The following is a 21,800-nucleotide window of genomic DNA, read 5'->3' on the forward strand; positions in this document are numbered from 1 at the left end:
TTAAAAGCTAATTTATATTAGGTTACTTTTACAGGGGGCTGATCTTAACAAGGGAACAGCCATCATTTGCAACTAATGCCTAGCTTAAATCACTTTTAATTCCAACTGAAGCTCGCATCTTGAGGCTAATTAGGTATAAACTCAGATAATTTTTGAACAAAGCTTGTGTTTTGCCTTGCAAGTACATAGCATAAGAGTTTAATTATAAAAAATAAATAATGACCAAATAATTGCCGCTTTTTGGGAATGGAATATATGCGAATTGCTCCTTTATCTCTGTTAATTTCAGCTAGCTTGTTTGCATCAAGTGCATTTGCACAAGATACAGCCACAGTTACTGGAATTGAATCTGAGATCAGTATTAAACAAGCTGAATACGATAACGCTACACAGATACTTGAAAAACATTTAAAAGAAGAAAGTCAGTTACAAAGTCAACTTGATTTATTACGCACTCGTTCGACTGAGCTGGACAAAGAAAAAAATCAAGCACTTGATGCCATGAATGAAATGTATCGTCGTTTAATTGATGATCCCACTATTGATATAAGTGCTGCACAGGCGCGATACCAGCAAGCTGTGGTTGATCATAAGCAAAATAAAGACGATATCGCGATGCAGTTGGCGGCAATTGCATCCCACCGCAAAGACATTGAACAAATTCGCGTAGCAAAACATACCCAGTTAAATACACTCGAAAGCTTAAAAGAACAATTAACAACAGCCCGAGTTGAGCGCTTACGTAATGAGTTTACCCGTGAAGGGACGCTAGAAGTTAATCACACTATCAACTGTAAACGTACAGAAACATTGGCAGCCTGTGAGCAACGAGGCCAGCAAATGGGCTTACAAAAAGCAACCAAGCGTTTTGTAGATCAAATATTTGCTAACTTAACTGAAGAGCGCCTAGTTGAACCAAAGCGCAATATGGCTGGTGCGCAAGTACAGGTTTTAAGTAGCCATGTGGTCAATAGTGCTTTTAGCGGCCAAGGCAATTATAACGTTAACTTAAGCGTCACTATGCGCGGTGATGTGAATAGCAGTCGCTTATGTAATTTATTGAGTGTTGATAATCGCTATTGTTCAGAGTACGGCACGCCGCTAACGGCAACCTATCAAACTCGGTATGACACTACTTTTACTGATAGTCAGTTAACATTCAGTGATGGTCAGGATAATGCCAACGTTTCGGTGTCACGCTTGAGTGAACAACCAATACGTGATTATTCAGTCAAACCAATGCCAACGGTTAATACACAAGTCGTTGATAGTAATAAAATGATTGAATTTACACTGCGTTCAAACGTATACGATGACGAAGTGTTTATTGATGGCGTAAGTTTTGGTTCAACACGTTTAGCAACGACTTTACCAAGTGGTATTCATGATGTTGAAGTTCGCAAGCAGGGTTATAAACCTTATCGCGTGCGTGTTGATTTACGAAAGCCGCAGACGATTCATGCTAAGTTGGTAAAAAAGCCTGAGTCGATTGCTGCACCGACATACACCAGTGAGCAACGTAATACGACATCAGTAACCAGTACAGCTATAGGCAATGCCGCAGCTGCTGACGTGGTAGTCATTCCCGCAGGTAAGTTTGAAATGGGTGATATCAATGGTAATGGACTTGCAAATGAGCGTCCAGTTGTTGAAAAAACCATTGCAAACTCATTTGCGATGCAAAATAAAGAAGTGACAGTCGGTGCTTATCAAAAGTTCGTCAGCAACACTAATTATAAAACTGAAGCTGAGCGTAATCGTGGTTGCGCCTATTATTTAAATGGCGAACCAGTCTGGGAAGCAAATTTAAACTGGCGTAATCCAGGTTTTGAGCAAGGCAGTGATTTTCCTGCCGTGTGCTTAACCTACAACGATGCGAAAGCATACGCTGATTGGTTGTCTGGTCAAACAGGTCAACAATACCGGTTACCTAATGAGGTTGAGTGGGAGTATGCAGCACGCGCTGGTACTAAAACTGAATACCCGTGGGGTAATGAAATAGGTAAAAATTTAGCCAATTGTGGATGGTGTGGTAGTGAGTGGTCAAATAAAAGTGCATCGCCAACTGGCTCCTTTGCACCTAATGCGTTTGGTCTCTACGACACGGTAGGAAATGTATGGGAATGGACTCATAAGTCAGCTGAACAAGCGGATGTTACTGTCCGAGGTGGTGCGTGGAATTTTGCACCTAGTTTAGCTCGTGCTTCAACTCGTTTGATTTTAGCGCCAGACTTTCGTGCAAACTATATCGGTTTTCGTCTAGTACGCGAACGATAAAATTAATTTAAAAAGGAAGCGTTGCTTCCTTTTTTACCCAATTAACAAAGGTAGCTGCACTTTTTATTGCCGAACTGATTCAGCATGGTAAAGTTGCATAAGCTAATATAAGAACGTTTTTCAAAGGTCATCCAGCCTCATGTTTAAAAAGCTCCGTGGTATTTTTTCAAACGATCTATCGATCGACTTGGGTACAGCCAACACCCTCATTTATGTTAAAGACGAAGGCATTGTCCTTAATGAACCATCTGTAGTTGCGATCCGCCAAGAACGCGCTGGTGGTCCTAAAAGTGTTGCCTCAGTAGGGACTGAAGCAAAGCAAATGCTAGGTCGAACGCCTGGTAATATCAAAGCCATTCGACCAATGAAAGACGGTGTAATTGCTGATTTTTATGTAACTGAAAAGATGTTGCAACACTTTATCAAGCAAGTGCATAACAATAACTTTTTACGTCCAAGTCCGCGTGTGCTTATTTGCGTACCGTGCGGTGCTACGCAAGTAGAAAAACGCGCAATTCGTGAATCGGCTATGGGCGCAGGTGCGCGTGAAGTTTATTTAATTGAAGAGCCAATGGCTGCGGCAATCGGTGCCGGTTTACCGGTATCAGAAGCAACAGGTTCAATGGTTGTAGATATCGGTGGTGGAACCACTGAAGTTGCAATTATTTCACTAAACGGCGTGGTGTACTCATCATCTGTACGTATTGGTGGGGATAAGTTTGATGAAGCAATTATCAACTATGTACGTCGTAATTTTGGTAGTTTAATTGGTGAAGCAACGGCTGAAAACATTAAACATCAAATTGGTTCTGCGTTTAAAACAGATGAGCCAATTGAGATTGAAGTACGTGGCCGTAACCTTGCCGAAGGTGTTCCGCGTTCATTTACGCTTAATTCACATGAAATATTAGAAGCCTTGCAAGAGCCATTAATGGGGATTGTTAGTGCGGTAATGGTTGCCCTTGAGCAATCGCCACCAGAGCTGGCGTCAGATATATCAGCCAAAGGCATGGTATTAACAGGTGGTGGTGCATTACTTAAAGATTTAGACCGTTTATTAATGGAAGAGACCGGCATTCCTGTTGTGGTTGCTGATGATCCATTAACGTGCGTTGCGCGTGGCGGCGGTAAGGCACTTGAGATGATTGATATGCATGGTGGTGATGTATTTAGTTACGACTAATGAAGTTAATGTTCGGGCGTGCCATTTCTTTGCAGCTGCGACTTTTTGTCGCAGTGCTTTTGAGTATCGTGTTGATCGTAGGCGATCGTTATACGCAAGGTGGCACCACAGTACGCACTAGTTTAAACACCTTAGTTAGTCCGTTATTGTATTTAGCCAATTTACCTTATGAAGTATTTAGCCTCGGGGCTAAAAGCTTACACACGCGCGATCAATTATTAACTGAAAACGAAGCCCTCAAGAAAAAACAATTACTGCAAAGCGAACAGCTTCAGCAATATCAATTCTTAAACAAAGAAAATCAAAAGCTACGCGCGTTACTTGGTTCTTCTGCTAAGCAGTCAAATCGTAAAATTATTGCTCAAGTTCTCTCAGTTCATTCAAATCCTTATAGCCATCAAGTGGTGATCAATCGTGGCACGATAGATGGCATCAGTGAAGGCCAAGCGGTGATTGATGAAATGGGGGTCGTCGGACAACTTACCAAAGTAGGCTCAACGACGTCTCGGGTGTTACTGATGACCGACACAACCCATGCCACACCGGTACGTATTTTACGTAATGATGTGCGTACCGTGGTTGAAGGGATTGGTAAAATTAATTTAGTTAAACTCTCCCATGTACCCCATAGTTTAGATGTACGGATTGGCGATGTGTTAGTGACATCAGGACTTGGAGGCACTTTTCCTGAGGGCTACCCGGTTGCGGTGGTAACTGAAATTAATCGCGATGAGGGCCGCCCGTTTGCTCAAGTATACGCCGAGCCGATAGCTCAGTTAGATCGTATTCGCTTATTAGTGATCTTATGGCGTAATCAGCAGGAAACTATCAGTAATGAATAGTCGTTACTTTTTATTAATCGCCGTGAGCATCTTCCTTGCGTTGATCATGGCATTGATGCCATTGCCTTTTTCGTTTGAACCCTTTCGCCCTGACTGGGTGTTATTAGTATTAATGTACTGGTCTTTAGCTGTTCCACATCGATTAAATATTGGTACGGCTTGGGTAGTTGGCTTGCTGATTGATTTAGCCACAGGGTCACCGCTGGGAATTAATTCACTCACTTACTCAATTTGTATTTTTGTAACCGCAAGTAACTTTCAAAAAATTCGTAATTTTTCAATTTGGCAGCAAGCGATACTCGTGGGCTTATTTTTAACCTTATATCACTTAATGCAATTTTGGCTTAATCACTTTTTAATGGACGTTTATTTCAACCCGCAGTATTTATGGCCGGTCGTGACTGGCATGTTAAGTTGGCCTTGGATTTTCTTATTGCTACGTAAATATCGCCGTCATTTCAGGATCAGGTAATGCAAACTGCCATTTATTTAGCGTCAGCTTCTCCTCGGCGCAAAGAATTACTAACTCAACTTGGTATCGAATTTTCACAATTTAGTGTTGATGCTGATGAAAGCCAGCTAGCAGACGAAACTCCCCTTGAACTTGTTGAGCGTTTAGCGCGTCTAAAAGCTCAAACCGGTGTTGCTATGGGGTATACAGATCGCCCCGTACTCGGCAGTGATACCGTAGTGGTCATAGATAATCAGTCACTAGGTAAACCCCGTGATAAAACTGACTTTATGGCAACCCTAAAACGTTTATCTGGGCGCAGTCATCAAGTGTTAACGGCAATTGCATTTGCTACTGAACACAAGGTCATGAGTTGTGTAGTAACCACGCAAGTGAGTTTTAAAACACTCTCAGAACAAGAATTAGCAGCATATTGGCAAACTGGTGAACCACAAGACAAAGCCGGTGGCTATGGTATACAAGGACTCGGTGGGCGCTTTGTTACTAATATTTCCGGTAGCTATTTTGCGGTAGTAGGCTTACCTTTATATGAATGCGAAAAATTATTAAGCGAATTCCTAAGTAGGTAACATGAGTATAGAATTACTGATCAACGTCACCCCGAGTGAAAGCCGTGTTGCCCTGATTGAAAACGGTGTATTACAAGAAATTCAACTAGAGCGTATTGGCAATTTAGGTATCGTCGGTAATATTTATTTAGGTAAAATAAGCCGAGTGTTACCGGGTATGCAAGCTGCGTTTGTTGATATTGGTTTAGATAAAGCGGCTTTTTTACACGCGTCTGATATTGTAAATAGCGCCTCTATTGTTGAAGGTGTTGACGAGCAACCAATCAAAAAAGTACAAGATATTCGCGAGTTAGTGCGCCAAGGTCAATACATTATGGTGCAAGTGGTAAAAGATCCACTGGGTACTAAAGGCGCACGTTTAACAACTGACATCACCATCCCTTCTCGTTATTTAGTGTTTATGCCAGATGCCACCCATGTTGGTGTGAGTCAGCGTATAGAAACCGAAGAAGAACGCGCGCGATTGAAAAGCATTGTAGGTGAGTATGGCGATGAAGACGGCAGCTTTATAGTTCGTACTGCAGCTGAAGGTGCCAGCGAAGCTGAGTTGCGTCACGATGCCGAGTTTTTAAAAAAACTATGGAAAAAAATCGTCACTAAACGTAAGAAAACCAGCAAAGAAAGTATTTTGCATGAAGATTTAACCTTAGCATTTCGAACTCTACGAGATTACGTAGGGGAAGACATGGAACGTATTCGGGTTGACTCAAAGCTAACCTATGAAGAGCTAAAAACCTTTACCGCAGAGTTTGTACCAATCCTTTCCGATGCTTTAGAGTATTACCCAGGCGAGCGACCAATTTTTGATTTGTTTGATGTTGAAAGTGAAATACAAAAAGCCTTACATCGTAAAGTGACGTTAAAGTCAGGTGGCTATTTAATTATCGACCAAACCGAAGCGATGACCACGGTCGATGTTAATACCGGTGCCTTTGTTGGCCATCGAAATCTCGAAGAAACTATTTTTAACACCAACGTAGAAGCTACTTCTGCGATTGCCCGTCAGCTTAGGTTGCGTAACTTGGGCGGTATTATCATTATTGACTTTATTGACATGGTTAGCGAAGAGCATAAGCGCAGGGTATTGCATTCACTTGAGTCTGCACTGGGTAAAGATCGCGTTAAATCAAATATTAATGGTTTATCGGCATTAGGCTTAGTGGAAATGACCCGCAAACGTACTCGAGAAAGTCTTGAGCATATTTTATGTGATGTATGTCCGGCCTGCTCTGGGCGCGGTTCACAAAAAACCGTTGAAACCGTATGCTATGAAATACTGCGTGAAATTGTCCGAGTAAACCGTGCTTACGCGGCTGATAAATTTATGGTTTATGCAGCTCCCGCGGTAAGTGAGGCATTACTTAACGACGAGTATCATAATCTTGCAGAACTAGAGTTATTTATTGGTAAGCAAGTCAGCATTCAAACCGAAAGCCTCTACAGTCAAGAGCAGTTTGATGTGGTTATGATGTAATGAAAGCAAAGACGGTCTGTTTTTTTTGTATCCGTAAGTTATGGCAAGTGTTCGCCATAACGCTGGTACTGCTTGCCGTTGTTGTTTCGGTTTTAAAATATACCCTGCCGTATGCCAATGACTATAAAGGTGACCTTGAAAGTTACCTATATGATAAGTTTGCAGTTAATTTATCAATTGGGGCTATTTCTGCCAGCTGGCATGGCCAAGGTCCTTCTATTGTCTTGGAAGATATCACCTTTGAAGATAATAAAAGCTCACCCATCGCACTGACTATCGCTAAAGCTAGCCTTGAATTAAACGTCTGGGAAACCATCAAAACACGACAGTTAAAATCTAACTACTTTGTGATCAACGGTTTCCATGCTGATGTTGATATGCCGACTATGTTGCAGTCGAACAGCAGTGAGGTATCGTTTGAACAAAAAGAGCTGATTGAAGGCTTATTCTTAGGTAAAACCGGTCATTTTGCGGTTGAAAATAGTAGTCTTAATTTTATCTTGGCAGATGGTAAAGAGCGTCGGGTGATGCTTGAAGACATCGTTTGGCAAAATCAATACGAACAACACTTAGCTAGTGGTACTTTAGCTTTGCCCGGGATTTCAGTGGGTACATTTGATGCTCGCTTGGCATTAACCGGATCGACGCTAGAAACCATGCTGGGTGATATTTATGTGCAAGCAAATAATGTTGATGTGTCGAAATGGCTGGCTCAGTATATTAATGCTAGTAAAGAGCAGCTCAATTCTGACATTAACTTAGAATCATGGTTGAGTATTGAAAAAGGCCTGATCAAAGATGTCACAGTTAAATGGTTGCCAAGCTTTATTAATTGGCAGCAAGATACAAAAAGTCATCAATTTAGTTTAAGTGAAGGGGGTTTTCGCCTTTACCCTTGGCAGCAAGGTTGGCGGTTAAAAAGTTCAGGGGTGCGGCTCTCAAACGATCAACAGCATTGGCCCGACTTTCAATTTGAAGCGCAGCTGGATAACAAGCAACAACAAATTTGGTTGCAAGAACTCGATTTTGACTTGGTTACAAGGTTAGCCCAGTTAAGTGATTTTGCTGAATTAGAGCCGCTGTTAAGTCGTCAACCCAGTGGTCAAGTTAAGCGCGCTTATGTGCAGTTTACATCAACACAGCAATGGCAATTATGGTTTGAAGCCCAGCAATTGGGCTGGTTTGCAGAGCAAGGTGTGCCAGGTGTGCAGGGCTTACTTGTCGATGGTTTGTTAAATCAAGAACGTGGTCGCATTAATCTGTTTGGCGAAAATAGCGAGTTACTTACCGCTGATACTTTTAGCCAGCCAATCAAATATAACCAACTGAATATGCAAATTGATTTAGCCAATAGTGAGCAAGGTTGGCAGATCAGCAGTGATAATATGTGGTTGGACAATTCAGAGGTAACAGTTGCAGCTGAGATGAAGCTTAGCTTAGGCGAACAGCCTCGGCTTGATTTATATGCAGAAGCATTTGCACCAGATGCCAGTGTTGCCAGCCATTATTTCCCACGCCCTGTGATGACTAAAAATTTAGTTGATTACTTAACTGGGGCTATTAAAGGTGGTGAACTTACGCAAACACAAGTGCTGTTTTCTGGGCCATTAACGGGCTTTCCGTTTGCTGATAATTCAGGACAGTTTGAAGTATTAGCGCAGGTAGATAACGCCAATTATCAATTTGCCCCTGATTGGCCTGCAGTAACTCAAGCGAGTGCAAAATTATATTTTGAAAATCAGCGTATGGATATTTACTCTGAGCATGGGCGGCTTGTTAACTTAGCGGTCGGTGATGCCGTGCATGTCAGTATTACAGATCTAATGAACGCAGATGTACTGAGCGTAAAAATTAATAAACGTGCTGAGATGGAAACATTACTGCCGTTTTTTAAAGCAACGCCAATTGCTGAGCCACTAGCAAATGTATTTGAGGTGATCCAAGGTAACGGCGCTGCCAGCGCTGATATTGAGCTACTTGTTGATTTAAATGAGTTAGATGTAACAGCTAAAGGCATGGTTAATTTAAAAGATCTGCCAGTGTATTTAGCACAACCTGGGCTTCAGCTTGAAGGTGTTACAGGTCAGCTCTATTTTAATGATGATCAGATCACTTTAGAAAATGCTAACGCAAGTTGGTTAGGAATGCCGCTGAAAGTTAACTTTAATGGTAAAAATATTGGCCCAAACTATCGTGCTGACGTTGATATAAAAGCACAGTTAAATGCTGATACGTTAATTTCTCATGGTCAAGACTTACTAAAAGGTTACTTGCATGGTGAAAGTGAAGTGGCTATTAATCTTGCCCTAAACTTTTTAACGGACGGCTTTGATTATCGCGCTAATGTCAGCTCACAACTCGAAGGGCTTAGTAGTGAGCTGCCCGCACCGTACACAAAAAGTGCCGATCAAGTATGGCCGCTAACGGCTGTTATTCAAGGTGATAATATTTCTAATTTGATCACCGCTAATATTAATAACAACTTATATTTTAATGGCATCTTAGCGAATAACGTTGGCAAACTAACCAATGCACAGTTTATTTTAGGCGAGCATGATCTGGGTTTAAACCAGCAAGACTTAAGTGTTGCAATTGATTTAGAGCAAACCGATCTATTACCTTGGCTTGGCTTGATCCAGCAGATCATCACCATCAGTCAAACAGAATCAGCTGAGAAGGGCGTACTACCACCATTAAAAGAAGTGGTGGGTAACATTCAGCAATTAACCATTGGTGATATTGCATTTAATGATTTTGAAATGCGTTTAGCGCCGACCCCAAGTGACATGAGCTTACGGCTAAACGCCAAAGAATTACGCTCGCAAGTACTTATTCCGCTAGATAAATCAAGTCGGCCGATTCATATTGCCAGTGATTATTTACGTGTTAACTTTACCCCTACTACAGACGAATTACAGCCATCTGAAACACCTCAAGATTACACTTGGTTGAGTGACATACCGGCCATTGAATTTGAGTGTACTGATTGTAAAGTGGCAAGCTATCAATTAGATAAAGTCAGCGCATCGCTTTATGGCGATGGTCATAAGCTCACCATATCTGAGCTGGTGGTTGATAAAGGCAAGCATGTGTTACGTGCTAAAGGGCATTGGCAAGATGGCATAAGTCAATTTAGCGGTAATATGCAAAGTGATGACATTGGTGAGCTATTTGATGAGTTTGATATAACCACCACAGTTAAAGATTCACCCGCAGATATTAAATTTACGCTTGAATGGCAAGATGCGCCTTATTTATTTGATATTGCCAGCCTCAATGGTAATTTAGATTGGCGTTTAGGCGAAGGACATTTAGCTGAGGTAAGCGATGGCGGCGCACGGGTATTTTCGTTGCTGAGCCTGGATTCATTAGTGCGTAAGTTAAAACTCGATTTTAGAGATGTATTTTCGAAAGGTTTTTTTTATAACAGTTTGCAAGGCACCATGCAGGTAGATAAAGGCATCGCTTACACGCAAGATACGAAAATGGATGGGGTGCCTGCTGATCTGACGATTAAAGGCCATACTAACCTCAATACCATGGAGATTGATTACGATTTAGCGGTTGCGCCACAAGTGACCTCGAGTATTCCGGTGATTGTTGCGTGGATGGTCAATCCGGTAACCGGGCTTGCGGCACTGGCGATAGATAAAGTGATCCACTCGGCGCGCGTTATTTCTGAGATTAACTTTAAAGTGACCGGTAGCATGACTGATCCTGTAGTGAAAGAAGTAGATCGTAAAAGCCGTGAAGTGACTCTTCCGCAAGCCGCACAAAACCAACCTCAAGCCGCCGCCTCCAGTGAGTTAACACTCAAAGATGCTGTAGATACAGCCACCCAATGAGGCCTTAAACGATGCAAGCTATGATAGTCGCTCTACAAATGTGCTCCGGGCTGTGTGCTGATGGCAACATGAATCAACTTAGACAACAGTTAACCACGCTTCCTGCAATACGCCCGTTACTGGTGTGTTTACCTGAAAGCTTCTTAGTGTTTGCTAATAGCGGTCATGAAACACTTGTTGTAGCAAAGCAAAGTGATGTTTATCAACAACAATTAAGTGAGTTATGTCGCCAACATGATATTTGGCTAGCTGCCGGTACTGTGCCGATTGCCACAGAGCATGGCAAATATTTTGCAGCGTCTTTGCTGTTTAATGAGCAAGGTGAAGTGCTGGCCCAGTATAATAAAATGCATTTATTTGACGTTGATGTTGCTGATGGGACTGGTGCGTATCGCGAGTCTAACTTCACCGAAGCGGGCAGTGACATTGTGGTGGTAGATTCACCGTTTGGTAAAATAGGTCTTACAGTATGTTATGATCTACGCTTTAGTGGCTTATTTAGTGCTTTGCAACGAGCCGGGGCAGAGGTTATTTTAGTGCCTAGCGCATTTACTACCATAACAGGTGCAGCTCATTGGCAACCGTTATTAACGGCCAGAGCGATAGAGACGCAAAGTTATGTGATTGCTGCTGCGCAAGTAGGGCAACACGAAAATGGTCGCGCGACATACGGCCACAGTATTATTATTTCTCCTTGGGGCGACGTCCTCAGCGAGCTTGCAAATGGCATTGGGTTTATTGGTTGTCAGCCAGATCTAAACCGCTTACACGCCATTCGTCGAGATATGCCAGTGCAATCTCACCAACGATTTAGAGAGCATTTATTATGAACACGGTTGAACAGCATTTATTACACGACAGCCAGCTAAATCGAGAAGAACTCGAAAAAACGCTTGGTTTTATTCATCAGCATAAAGTTGATTACGCGGATCTTTACTTTCAATCTAGCCACCATGAATCATGGGTGCTTGAAGATGGCTTAGTAAAAGAAGGCTCGTACAACGTTGAACGCGGCGTCGGCGTACGCGCAGTTAGTGGCGAAAAAACCGGTTTTTCGTACTCTGATGCAATTAATTTAGAAGCACTTAACAAAGCCGCAACCGCTGCGCGCAGTATTGCCGAAGCAGGTGAAAGTAAAGCCATTCAGGTATTTAGTGATGTAGCAGCAAAACAGCAGTTTGCACCACTGCAGCCGATTCAAAGCATGAGTGATACCGACAAAGTAAATTTGTTACGTGAGCTTGAAAATTATATTCGTGAGCTTGCTCCTGACGCAGAGCAAGTTATTAGCTCTATGTCTGCGGTGTATGAAGAAGTATTGATTGCGGCCAGCGATGGTACATTTGCCACCGATATCCGCCCATTGATCCGTTTAAATTGCTCGGTATTACTTGAAAAAGACGGCCGCCGTGAACGCGGTGGCGCAGGTGGTGGCGCACGTTTAGACTATGGTTACTTTAAAGAGCTGGTGGATGGTAAACCCCGTTGGATGGAATACGCAGAAGAAGCCGTACGCCAAGCAAAAGTAAACCTTGAAGCTATTGACGCTCCAGCGGGCACGATGGAAGTGGTACTTGGCGCCGGTTGGCCAGGAGTATTACTGCATGAAGCCGTAGGTCATGGCCTAGAAGGCGACTTTAACCGTAAAGGAGCCTCGGCATTTAGCGGTAAAGTGGGCCAAAAAGTCGCATCAGAGCTGTGTACTGTAGTTGATGACGGCACCATTGCCGATCGCCGTGGTTCACTTAATGTGGATGACGAAGGTACGCCTGCAGCGTACAACGTACTTATCGAAAACGGTATTTTAAAAGGCTACATGCAAGATAAAATGAATGCGCGTTTGATGGGCGTTAACCCAACTGGTAATGCGCGCCGTGAGTCATACGCGCATTTACCTATGCCACGTATGACCAATACTTATATGTTAGGCGGCGAGCACAGCCAAGCCGATATTATTAGCACAGTTAAAAAAGGTATCTTCGCCCCAAACTTTGGTGGCGGCCAAGTAGATATCACTTCAGGCAAGTTTGTATTTAGTGCCTCAGAAGCCTACTTAATTGAAAACGGCAAAATTACTCGGCCAATCAAAGGCGCCACATTAATTGGTAACGGCCCTGAAGTTATGCAACAAATCTCTATGGTAGGTAATGATTTAGCGCTTGATAAAGGCGTAGGAGTATGTGGTAAAGACGGCCAAAGTGTACCAGTAGGCGTTGGCCAGCCAAGCCTGAAAATTGATCAGTTAACGGTAGGTGGTACTGCTTAACTTTATAACTGCCAAACGCTATAAATAAAACCTTGAAAGTGCAAACTCTCAAGGTTTTATTTTGTCGGCTGCTTATTGTTTTGAGGTTAAATTTGCTGCTGAAAAAAATCCATAAATGCGGCAACTTGTCGTGGCTGAAATTGCCTTGATGGGTAAAGAAACTGTAAGCCAACTTGCTGTTTATCTTTATTACTAAAACCGAGAATATAGTCATCAAGTAGCGTCACTAAATTACCCTTAGTCAGATCATCATTAATATCTACCATTGATTTTAGAGCAATACCTGCACCGTTAATTGCCCACTGTCTGATCACTGCACCATCACTGCTACTCATAGCTACAGGTACGCGAATTACCTCGTCTTTAAAATGCCAATCATGCATCGATTGACCAAGTCGCTCCATTACTAAGCAGCGATGGTTTAATAAATCGCTTGGTTGTAAAGGTTGGCCATGTATTTTTAAATATTCAGCTGAAGCACATAACACACGTTTATTGGCTTTGATCATTCGGCTAATCAAATTACTATCGGGTAAGTTTCCAAAGCGAATAGCAATATCAATGCCTTCTTCCACTAAATTGACTAAGCCATCGGTTAAATGCAGGTGTGGTTTTACTTGTGGATTCAGTGCTACAAATTTAGCTATTGCAGGGGCAACAAACTGTTTACCAAAGTCAGAGGGTGCGGTTATTTTGAGGCTACCCGAGAGAGTGCTTTTACTAAGCTGAATACTTTGCTCTGCGGCATCAATTTCAGCAATCACTCTTAAACAGCCTTGAAAAAAGTGCTCTCCAGCCTCGGTTAATTTAATACTTCGAGTATTACGTATTAAGAGTCGGGTTTGATAGTGATTTTCAAGCTGGTTGATACGTGCCGTCATACTCGCAGGCGATAAACCAATTTTTCGCCCAGCTGCAGCAAGCCCGCCAGAGCGCACCACATGAACAAAAAGCTGCATATCATCAATCTTAGCCATCGTTCCTCACTCTTTATAATTCAGTATTAATGAATAGTGTTTTTGATATTAACTCAATTATCAAATTTAAGTAAATAGTTAAACTGGTTGTACTCATTATCAACAGAGAAAGTTTATGCGTTTAGATCATGTATTAATTTCTAGTTGTGATTACCAAGCGATGCGACAGTTCTTTATTAATTCAGTTGGGCTAAGTGAAGGGTATCGTCCGCCTTTTCCTTTCGAGGGAGCGTGGTTATACGGCAGCGATAACGTTGCTTTGATTCATCTGGTTAATGCCGCGGGTAATAAAGCGCAACAGGGGTACTTATCAGCATTTAACAGCAAAATCCAAGGGCGAGGAGTGGTAGAGCACATTGCCATTCGTAGCATGGGTTACCAAGGATTGAAAAGTCGCTTAGCGAAAACAGGTATAAGCTACTTTGAGCGAACCGTGCCAGAGCTATTAGAGCAGCAAGTATTTATACCTGGACCAGAAGAGATAAAGGTCGAAATGCTATTTAGCAGTGATGAAATTTAAATTAAATCCAGATAAACATTATTTATAAGAGAGTTAGTTATGTCTATAGAATCCTTATTTGAAGCTAAAACACTCGGTGGCATGGTCACGCAAAATAGAATTGTGATGGCACCTATGACCCGTTCGCGAACTGCGCAACCGGGCGATATTCCTACTGAACTGATGGCCACTTATTATGCCCAGCGTGCTACTGCAGGGCTGATTATTTCTGAAGCAACACAAATTTCTGCTCAGGGCAAAGGTTACTCATTTACGCCAGGTATTTACACGCAAGAACAAATCGAAGGTTGGAAGCAAGTAACACAAGCTGTGCACAAAGAAGGCGGTAAAATATTTTTACAACTTTGGCACGTTGGTAGAATGTCGCACTCTTCATTTCATCATGATGGAACGCCAGTTGCCCCATCTGCACTTGCTCCAGATGCACAAGTTTGGGTGGTAGGCGATGATGGAGAAGGACGGATGCTTGACTGCCCAACCCCTCGAGCACTAAGTGTTAAAGAAATTAAAGAAATAGTAAATGATTATAAGCAAGCGGCAATTAACGCGATTGAGGCTGGTTTCGATGGCGTTGAAATACATGGAGGTAACGGGTATTTAATTGATCAGTTTTTAAGACGTTCAGCGAATAAACGCACAGATGAATATGGCGGTAGCCAAGAAAACCGTATTCGTTTTGCCTGTGAAATTATTGGCGCAATTAGTAATGCCATTGGAGCTCATAAAGTGGGTGTTAGATTAGCGCCTTTTATCACTCAGCGTGGTATGGATGATAGTGAAGCAATTGACACTATTTTATTAGCAGCAAAGCAATTTGAGCAAATTGGTATTGCGTATATTCATCTTGCCGAAGCGGACTGGGACGATGCACCTACCGTAACACCAGAGTTTAGAGCCGCACTTCGTCAGTATTTTAGTGGCGCAATTATTGTTGCAGGTAATTATACCGAGCATTCAGGTGCGCATCTTATTGAACAAGGTCTTGCTGATTATATTGCATTTGGTCGCCGTTTTATTGCCAACCCAGACTTACCGTATCGTATTCAAGAGCAACTGCCACTAAACACTATTACCGATGGGAGTACATTGTTTGGCGGTACCGCCAAAGGTTATACCGATTACTCAGCGTATCAAAAGTAACTTTCGTTTCAACTGAAAATATAAGGACTGAAAATGGTTAATTTTTCAAACTCAGCAGTTACTTTACTGATCAGCGGGCTGTTTAGTAGTGCCAGTTTTGCGGCTGAATTTAGTTTATCGAGCCCTGACTTACAGCAAGGGCAGGCAATAAAGAGTGAGCAATACTGGAATAGCTTTGGTTGTAAGGGGAGTAATGCTAGGCCACAACTTAAATGGCAAAACGCGCCTAAGAAGGCCAAAAGCTTTGCCGTGACAGTGTATGACAATGACGCACCAACTGGCAGTGGTTTTTGGCACTGGGTAGTACATGATATTCCTCTGACTAGTAACTCGTTATCTTCAACGACTTTGCCCGAAGGGGCCATTGAAGGTAATACAGATATGGGTAAGCCCGGGTACTTTGGACCATGTCCACCAGAAGGACGCAAGCATAGCTATACCTATAAAGTGTATGCATTGGATGTAGAAAAATTAGCTGTTCCACAAGGGGCAACAAGTGCACTTACAGGGTTTTTCTTACATCAGCACTCTTTGCAAACAGCCGAGATCACAGTAACGGCAGGACCGCGTTAATTAGCTTAGGAGATAAAAAATGAAGGCTTTACCTTTACTCACTGTTTTAATAGCACTGTGTAGCAGTAGGCTGTTAAGTGCGGCCCCATTATCTGATAAATCAGGCTATTGGCCTGATGATGCACAATTAGTGATTTCTATTTCAATGCAATTTGAGGCAACAGCACAAGATAGCTCTGATGCAGGGCCGTTTCCTCAAATAGAGCAGGGTTATCACGATACGATTTCGCCTACTTGGTATCAGTATGGGATGAATGAAGGGATCCCACGATTACTTGATCTATGGGATAAACATAATATTAAAGTTACTTCTCATATGGTGGGTAGGGCTGTGGAATTAAATCCAGCACTTGCTAAAAAAGTGGTTTCACGAGGGCATGAAGCATCAGGTCACGGCCAAACATGGACACCACAATATTCTATGAGTGTTGAACAAGAGCGCGCTTCATATATTAAAAGTGCAGATATTATCGAAAAAGTGACAGGAATGCGGCCGGTTGGCTTTAATGCATTTTGGATGAGACACTCAAAAAATACACTTACGCTTTTGCAAGAGCTGGGGTTTATTTATCATATTGATGATCTATCGCGTGATGAGCCTTCTTTTACACCAGTAAATAATAAGCCTTTTGTGGTTGTACCTTATACTTTTCGTAATAACGACATTGTGCGCTATTCAGGAAGCACTGCAATGACGGCCCAAGCCTACTTACAAGAGTTAAAAGATGAGTTTGACGTGTTATACGCTGAAGGAAAACACAGAAGACGAATGATGTCGATTAGTGCTCATGACCGTATTGCAGGAACGCCTGCACGAGTAAAAGCGCTTGATGATTTTATCCAGTATGCAAAACAGCATACTGGTGTTAAGTTCATGCGAAAAGATAACATAGCCCGTTGGATAATGAAGCAAAATAATGTACCAACTAATCCGACTCAAACGGTTAGATAAAGAAAATATCTATGAGGCAGCTTTTTAATATTATAAGTGTGCCTCATGTTATTTTTAGTGATGAAGGGATTAAGTTTTGTCGTAAATTTTAAACTTCAACGGAATTAGAATAGCTTGTTACATTTTTATCATTCACTTTAAACGAGTATCTCTTAAAATGGGTACTTGAATAGTCTATGACATTTTAGGAAATAGCATGTTTAGCCGTTGTATGTTTATTTTATTTCTACTATCTCTATCAGGATGCTCTTCTTTGTCTCAGGATGAATGTATACAGGCCAATTGGACAAATCTAGGTTTTAGTCATGGTGAGCAAGGGTATACATTTGAACATGGCAGAGAAATCATATCTGCTTGTAGTGAATTTGGCATCATTGCAAAATTAGATGATTATCAAGCTGGTTACAAACAGGGGCTCGCAGCCTTTTGTGAACCTGAAAATGGCTTTACTCTCGGTTTACGAGGCGATGCGTATAACGGGGTTTGTAATGACACACAGTTTAGAAAAGCATGGCAAGAGGGTAATGAGCGTTATCAATTTGAAGCAAGAAAAGCCGAGATAGATGATCGACTCAATGAGATTAATTGGCGGTTGCAATCTATTAGTAATGAATTAGCGAGTGATAAAGCGTCAAGTAGCCAAAATAAAGAGTTACGCCGAGAGCGAGAGCTATTGGAGAGAGAGCGTCGTGATTTAAGAAAAGAAAAAGCACTTCTGCCATTACTCAACAAGTTTCCTTCATGGCATTTTGAGTATGAACTATAATTTATAACGTATTCTTTTACGATGATTAATATGAAAGTAATGTCAATTTTAATAACACTTCTGCTCCTCAGTGGGTGTGCGTCACAGGAAATGCCAGACGGATATAGCAATGAGGTGTTTGCTGAGCATGAGTGCTTAGGTGGTGAAGTTGAGACAGACTATAACTATACAATCTTTAGTTCTGACGAAGATGAAAGTAATAAGAGCACGGTTCAATCAACTTGTCAGCCAGTAAAAACTAAAACTGAGTTTGAGCGAGATATTAGATCGGGAGGCTAGCGTTAAAAGCTTAACTCACTTCAGTTTTAATCAAGTGAGTTAAACTATGTCCATATAGTGGCATATTCTTATTATATGTGAGAGTTACTGCTTTGTTGTTTTGCAGCTTCACTGTACCAAAGCTCCATAAAAAAGGCAGTTAGCTTATGCTCTATTCCCAGCGCCTTGTCAGTGGGACAGAATAAAGTGAAGCTGGCTTTAAACTCGCCTAATTCGGTGGTGCTAAAGTGTATTTCAGGCTCAGGGCCAGAAATTTTTGCATCTAATTTTCTTTCGATAATCGAATTATAACGACCAGCCACATCTTGAAACTCTTCACAATATTGCTTCGCTTTCGTGGTTAGAGTTTCGTAAATTGGATACGGATTAAAACTTTCTTTACGCACAATACTAAAGTGATGAGTGGTAAAACGTTTTACAAAGTTTAAGTTTTTAATCGGGTTAGTGATCAGCTTATTATTCGGAATATAAATGGTTTTGCGAGAAAACTGATAGGTGTGCATGTCAATTTCATGCATGGTGGTTTTGATCCAATCGGTTTCAGCAATTTCACCATAGTATTCACCAACCTGTACCCAGTCACCAACCCGAAACGGGCGCGTGGTAACTAAATAGAAAAAGCCAATTATACATTGAATAAACTCTCTGGTCGCAAATACAATAGCCACTGCAAATGCCGCGATCGACAGCGCAAAGTTCTGGATTTCAGTAGACCATACAAATAGCAGTAATAGCACCGTTGCTAGGTTAATAGAGTGCTTAATATTGTGCGAAATATAGCGAATATCTTTTTCTTTTTTTTCTGCTTTATGGCGCGCAAATCTGTCAACCAGCGCCTTAAGAGTAAACGCAATAGTGATCATTGCTAGTGAAATAAGTACCGGATGGAGCAGTAAATCTTTGTTCATAAATTCCTAATTGATGGAGCGTTAATAAAAAATAACACGTGACCATACTAACTAAATTTTGCAGATTTAACCACGGTAGAACAGTAATAAAGGGGCAAAACCGTTATATGTTTTATCAACTAACTAGCATCCAAAGACCCGCTGTTATCATAAATAGATTCTCGGTTAATGAGATAAAACCTAGCGGTACATTGCTGTTGCCACCGACGCACGCGCACTTGAGTTCACGTTTATCTATATATACAGCTTTAAATACTGATACCGCACCAATACCACCAATAAATAACGAGAACGGCGCCACCGCTAAGGCCGGAAGTTTGGCCACCATCCCGATGGCAACATAGGCTTCAATAAAAGGATAAACATAAGCATAAGGCACAACGCGCATGGCAAGTAAGTCATAGGTAATAAATGAGTTTGAAAAGCTATATAAATCTTGTAGCTTTTGAATTGCTAACACCGCCATCGACAGTGCAATAAACAGCATTAAGTTTTGCATAGACAATAAAGCGTCGCCATTGGCATAGCTAAACCCGCAGCTGAGTAATAGTGTGACTGCAAAAATAGCTAACACTGGCGTGTAAGTTGTGCCTTGTTGACCCGCTTTGGTCAGATTGAAAAAATCGCGCAAATCATCGTACCCACCTATACGTTTATCATCAATAAAGGTTTGTGGCGTGGTTTTTACATTATGCTGCTGTTTGAATTCGTCAGTTTGCTCACGGCTGGTTAAGTGACGATCATCAACATCGTAACCATGTCGCTCTAATAAATCTTTTGATTTTAAACCGAAGGGGCAAATATGCTCATCGGTCACCATGCGATATAAAATTGCAGATTTAGACACAGTGCCTCCTTGTAAAAATGCCTTGAGTACTGCGTAAAAGTTGCTTAATTACACAGTAAACAAGGGCAAATTGTTGCTATAACTGAATAGTTACAAGGTTTATGCCAGCACTGTTTATTGCTTAGTTATGGTTAAAACAGCATCCATCACCGGATCGACACCTGCAAAGTAATCTTTTGCAGAAAGTGTAATTGGCATATCGGGCGCTAACCAAATACGATGATCTTCAGCTCTGCTTTGCTGGTGGAACTGGCTCGAAATAAGTCCTGTTTGTTTACTGTATGGTAGGTTAAACCAGCCTGCTTCACCAGCCACGTTAGGGCGGGTGCCTGATGGTTCACCTACAAAAATCGCTGGCACTATATTGGCAATCTTAACTGCTACATCATGGCCTGCCGAAAACGTATTGCGGCCAATTAATATAAATAACTTTCCTTGTGGCTTTAATACTTTAAAAAATGCGGCAGTTGCCACCATAGGTGGGTTGAGCGAGCCATTACCACCACTGTTATGGCGAAGGTCTAGCACCATATGCTCAATGTCATCGTATTTGATTTGTGCTTGTAGCTGCATAGCAAATTCAGCAAGTGTGAGATCTTTGCTATTTCGCACATCATTGAATTGTACATACAGTAATTTATTCGTTTTGATTTGTTCGCTCCAAAACGGCGTGTTGTTTTTTGCTAAGTATCTAAGCGTAGGGTGTTCAGTAAGTTTTGGTAACTTAGGAAAACCTGCAAATTGCATTGACTTGAGCGCTGGTGTAACTGTGGTGATAGCCCCTTTTGGTGAGCTGAGCGTGAGTGTTACCTCGTTACCTTTGCTAATGCCAAGCCCGTTTAGTACATCAAGCAAACTTAAATAATATGGGCCCAACCACAGGGTTTGCATTTCATTATCACGAGCATTAACACGTTTAGTTAACTCAAGGGCTTGATCGGCTGGTGTATCGGCAAATGCTGCAACTTTATAGCCAATATATTGCTGGTAATCACTACTTGCTTTGGTGATGTATAAGCCATCACTAAATTGATAAAACTGAAATGGCAATTGCTGAAAGTTGCCTTTTTCACCCCATGCTGGGATCAATAAATTATGACCATTGCCAAGTAGTGCAATTAGCTCCATAAACTGAAAAATAATTTGCTGATCAATCATAATAGGAATCGCTTTATCAATGCTTGCTACTTTTTCAGCAAATTGTTGAGGGCTTATGTTTTGATACATTGCCACGTGTAAACGTTTAATCTCTGCAGCTAAAAACGCTAAATCGGTGCGCCATTTTTGATCTCGATTGAGTTCAGTCTCCAAATTATTACCTGCAAGTGATTTATAACTGGTTGATTGCGCAAAGCGTTCAAAGTGAGGGTTAGTACCAGATTTAAATAAGCTGGTGCCAGCAAGTGTTGGGCGGTCATCCCATCTTGCTGCCAGTGCTTTTTTGAGCCAATACTCGGCTTGCTGTTGGTTATTAAGCTCTGCGTATGCCTCTGCAATTTTCACCATTAAATCGTTAGGATTACTAGCCCCATTAGGAATGCCTTTTAAGCTAGTCCCAATTGCAAGTGCGCGTTGCAAAGCATTGCTGGCATTTTGATAATCGGCCAATTGAAAATAACTGAGACCAAGTAAATACCAAGTATCGCCATCATTTTGATATTCATTAATGAGCTGTTTTGTGAGTTTATTCACCAGAGCCCAGTTTTGTTGTTTAGCAAATTCTATTGCTGCTGTTTTCGATTGAAAGTAAGCGATTGGGTCTGTTGCACCAACGCGATTTGGTTGCACTTTTAAGGCTTGATTCGTTACCTCTAAAGAATGATTCGTTGCTAACGCAGACGCAGAACCCGAAAAGTTTATTAATAGGCACAATATTAGTAGTAAAAAATAGGACTTGTACATCTGGAGTC

The 21,800-nt window shown here is 41.7% G+C and carries 19 protein-coding genes; 15 read left to right on the forward strand and 4 right to left on the reverse strand.

Features of this window, described 5'->3' with window-relative positions; all coding sequences use genetic code 11:
• The first annotated feature begins 255 nt into the window (after positions 1 to 255).
• From FW757_RS10225 to tldD, 9 genes are all read left to right on the forward strand, one after another.
• Positions 256 to 2,277 carry an SUMF1/EgtB/PvdO family nonheme iron enzyme gene (locus tag FW757_RS10225; protein WP_182831172.1) on the forward strand — a complete coding sequence of 674 codons (2,022 nt, stop codon included), beginning with the start codon at positions 256 to 258 and terminating at the stop codon, positions 2,275 to 2,277.
• A 139-nt stretch (positions 2,278 to 2,416) separates the two neighbouring features.
• Positions 2,417 to 3,460 carry a rod shape-determining protein gene (locus FW757_RS10230; protein ID WP_145238587.1) on the forward strand — a complete coding sequence of 348 codons (1,044 nt, stop codon included), beginning with the start codon at positions 2,417 to 2,419 and terminating at the stop codon, positions 3,458 to 3,460.
• Positions 3,460 to 4,302, forward strand: coding sequence for a rod shape-determining protein MreC (mreC, locus tag FW757_RS10235; protein ID WP_182717725.1), 843 nt, complete (start codon positions 3,460 to 3,462; stop codon positions 4,300 to 4,302). Before FW757_RS10230 ends, mreC begins: the two co-directional genes overlap by 1 nt.
• Positions 4,295 to 4,774, forward strand: coding sequence for a rod shape-determining protein MreD (gene mreD, locus FW757_RS10240; RefSeq protein WP_149982649.1), 480 nt, complete (start codon positions 4,295 to 4,297; stop codon positions 4,772 to 4,774). Before mreC ends, mreD begins: the two co-directional genes overlap by 8 nt.
• Complete coding sequence (locus tag FW757_RS10245) at positions 4,774 to 5,343, forward strand: Maf family protein (protein WP_145238593.1); 570 nt, start codon at positions 4,774 to 4,776, stop codon at positions 5,341 to 5,343. Before mreD ends, FW757_RS10245 begins: the two co-directional genes overlap by 1 nt.
• Before the next feature lies 1 nt (position 5,344).
• Positions 5,345 to 6,817 carry a ribonuclease G gene (rng, locus tag FW757_RS10250; RefSeq protein ID WP_145238597.1) on the forward strand — a complete coding sequence of 491 codons (1,473 nt, stop codon included), beginning with the start codon at positions 5,345 to 5,347 and terminating at the stop codon, positions 6,815 to 6,817.
• Positions 6,817 to 10,662 carry a YhdP family protein gene (locus FW757_RS10255; protein WP_446441187.1) on the forward strand — a complete coding sequence of 1,282 codons (3,846 nt, stop codon included), beginning with the start codon at positions 6,817 to 6,819 and terminating at the stop codon, positions 10,660 to 10,662. Before rng ends, FW757_RS10255 begins: the two co-directional genes overlap by 1 nt.
• 20 nt (positions 10,663 to 10,682) lie before the next feature.
• On the forward strand, positions 10,683 to 11,492 hold the full coding sequence (locus FW757_RS10260) for a carbon-nitrogen hydrolase family protein (protein ID WP_182740324.1): 810 nt from the start codon (positions 10,683 to 10,685) through the stop codon (positions 11,490 to 11,492).
• Positions 11,489 to 12,928 carry a metalloprotease TldD gene (tldD, locus tag FW757_RS10265; protein WP_182717727.1) on the forward strand — a complete coding sequence of 480 codons (1,440 nt, stop codon included), beginning with the start codon at positions 11,489 to 11,491 and terminating at the stop codon, positions 12,926 to 12,928. The genes FW757_RS10260 and tldD overlap by 4 nt, the downstream gene beginning before the upstream one ends.
• A gap of 86 nt (positions 12,929 to 13,014) precedes the next feature.
• On the opposite strand, the gene FW757_RS10270 is transcribed toward tldD, so the two are convergent.
• A complete protein-coding gene (locus FW757_RS10270) occupies positions 13,015 to 13,905 on the reverse strand; it encodes a LysR family transcriptional regulator (RefSeq protein WP_182785116.1) in 891 nt (296 codons plus the stop codon).
• 115 nt (positions 13,906 to 14,020) lie between these two features.
• Between FW757_RS10270 and FW757_RS10275 the strand changes: the two genes are divergently transcribed.
• The 6 genes from FW757_RS10275 to FW757_RS10300 all read left to right on the forward strand — a co-directional run bounded on the left by FW757_RS10275 (position 14,021) and on the right by FW757_RS10300 (position 18,135).
• Positions 14,021 to 14,425, forward strand: coding sequence for a lactoylglutathione lyase (locus FW757_RS10275; protein WP_182785115.1), 405 nt, complete (start codon positions 14,021 to 14,023; stop codon positions 14,423 to 14,425).
• Between the two features lie 39 nt (positions 14,426 to 14,464).
• Positions 14,465 to 15,565, forward strand: a complete 1,101-nt coding sequence (locus FW757_RS10280; RefSeq protein ID WP_182767502.1) for an alkene reductase — start codon at positions 14,465 to 14,467, stop codon at positions 15,563 to 15,565.
• Positions 15,566 to 15,598: 33 nt separating this feature from the next.
• Positions 15,599 to 16,138, forward strand: a complete 540-nt coding sequence (locus FW757_RS10285; protein WP_182785114.1) for a YbhB/YbcL family Raf kinase inhibitor-like protein — start codon at positions 15,599 to 15,601, stop codon at positions 16,136 to 16,138.
• A gap of 19 nt (positions 16,139 to 16,157) precedes the next feature.
• On the forward strand, positions 16,158 to 17,090 hold the full coding sequence (locus FW757_RS10290; RefSeq protein ID WP_182785113.1) for a polysaccharide deacetylase family protein: 933 nt from the start codon (positions 16,158 to 16,160) through the stop codon (positions 17,088 to 17,090).
• Positions 17,091 to 17,286: 196 nt separating this feature from the next.
• Complete coding sequence (locus FW757_RS10295) at positions 17,287 to 17,856, forward strand: DUF2799 domain-containing protein (protein WP_182760724.1); 570 nt, start codon at positions 17,287 to 17,289, stop codon at positions 17,854 to 17,856.
• A gap of 90 nt (positions 17,857 to 17,946) precedes the next feature.
• Positions 17,947 to 18,135, forward strand: a complete 189-nt coding sequence (locus FW757_RS10300) for a hypothetical protein (protein ID WP_259399154.1) — start codon at positions 17,947 to 17,949, stop codon at positions 18,133 to 18,135.
• Between the two features lie 71 nt (positions 18,136 to 18,206).
• Here the strand turns inward: FW757_RS10300 and FW757_RS10305 are convergent, their stop codons facing one another.
• The 3 genes from FW757_RS10305 to FW757_RS10315 form a co-directional block, all read right to left on the reverse strand.
• The gene (locus FW757_RS10305) at positions 18,207 to 19,043 is read right to left on the reverse strand and encodes a mechanosensitive ion channel family protein (protein WP_145238627.1); all 837 of its coding nucleotides are present in this window, start codon (positions 19,041 to 19,043) and stop codon (positions 18,207 to 18,209) included.
• 115 nt (positions 19,044 to 19,158) lie between these two features.
• The gene (locus FW757_RS10310; RefSeq protein ID WP_182760726.1) at positions 19,159 to 19,890 is read right to left on the reverse strand and encodes a glutaredoxin family protein; all 732 of its coding nucleotides are present in this window, start codon (positions 19,888 to 19,890) and stop codon (positions 19,159 to 19,161) included.
• 114 nt (positions 19,891 to 20,004) lie between these two features.
• Entirely contained in the window at positions 20,005 to 21,678 is a 1,674-nt protein-coding gene (locus FW757_RS10315; RefSeq protein WP_182760727.1) for a hypothetical protein, read from the reverse strand.
• Between the last annotated feature and the right edge of the window lie 122 nt (positions 21,679 to 21,800).

The sequence above is a fragment of the Pseudoalteromonas sp. 1181_04 genome (assembly GCF_052850545.1).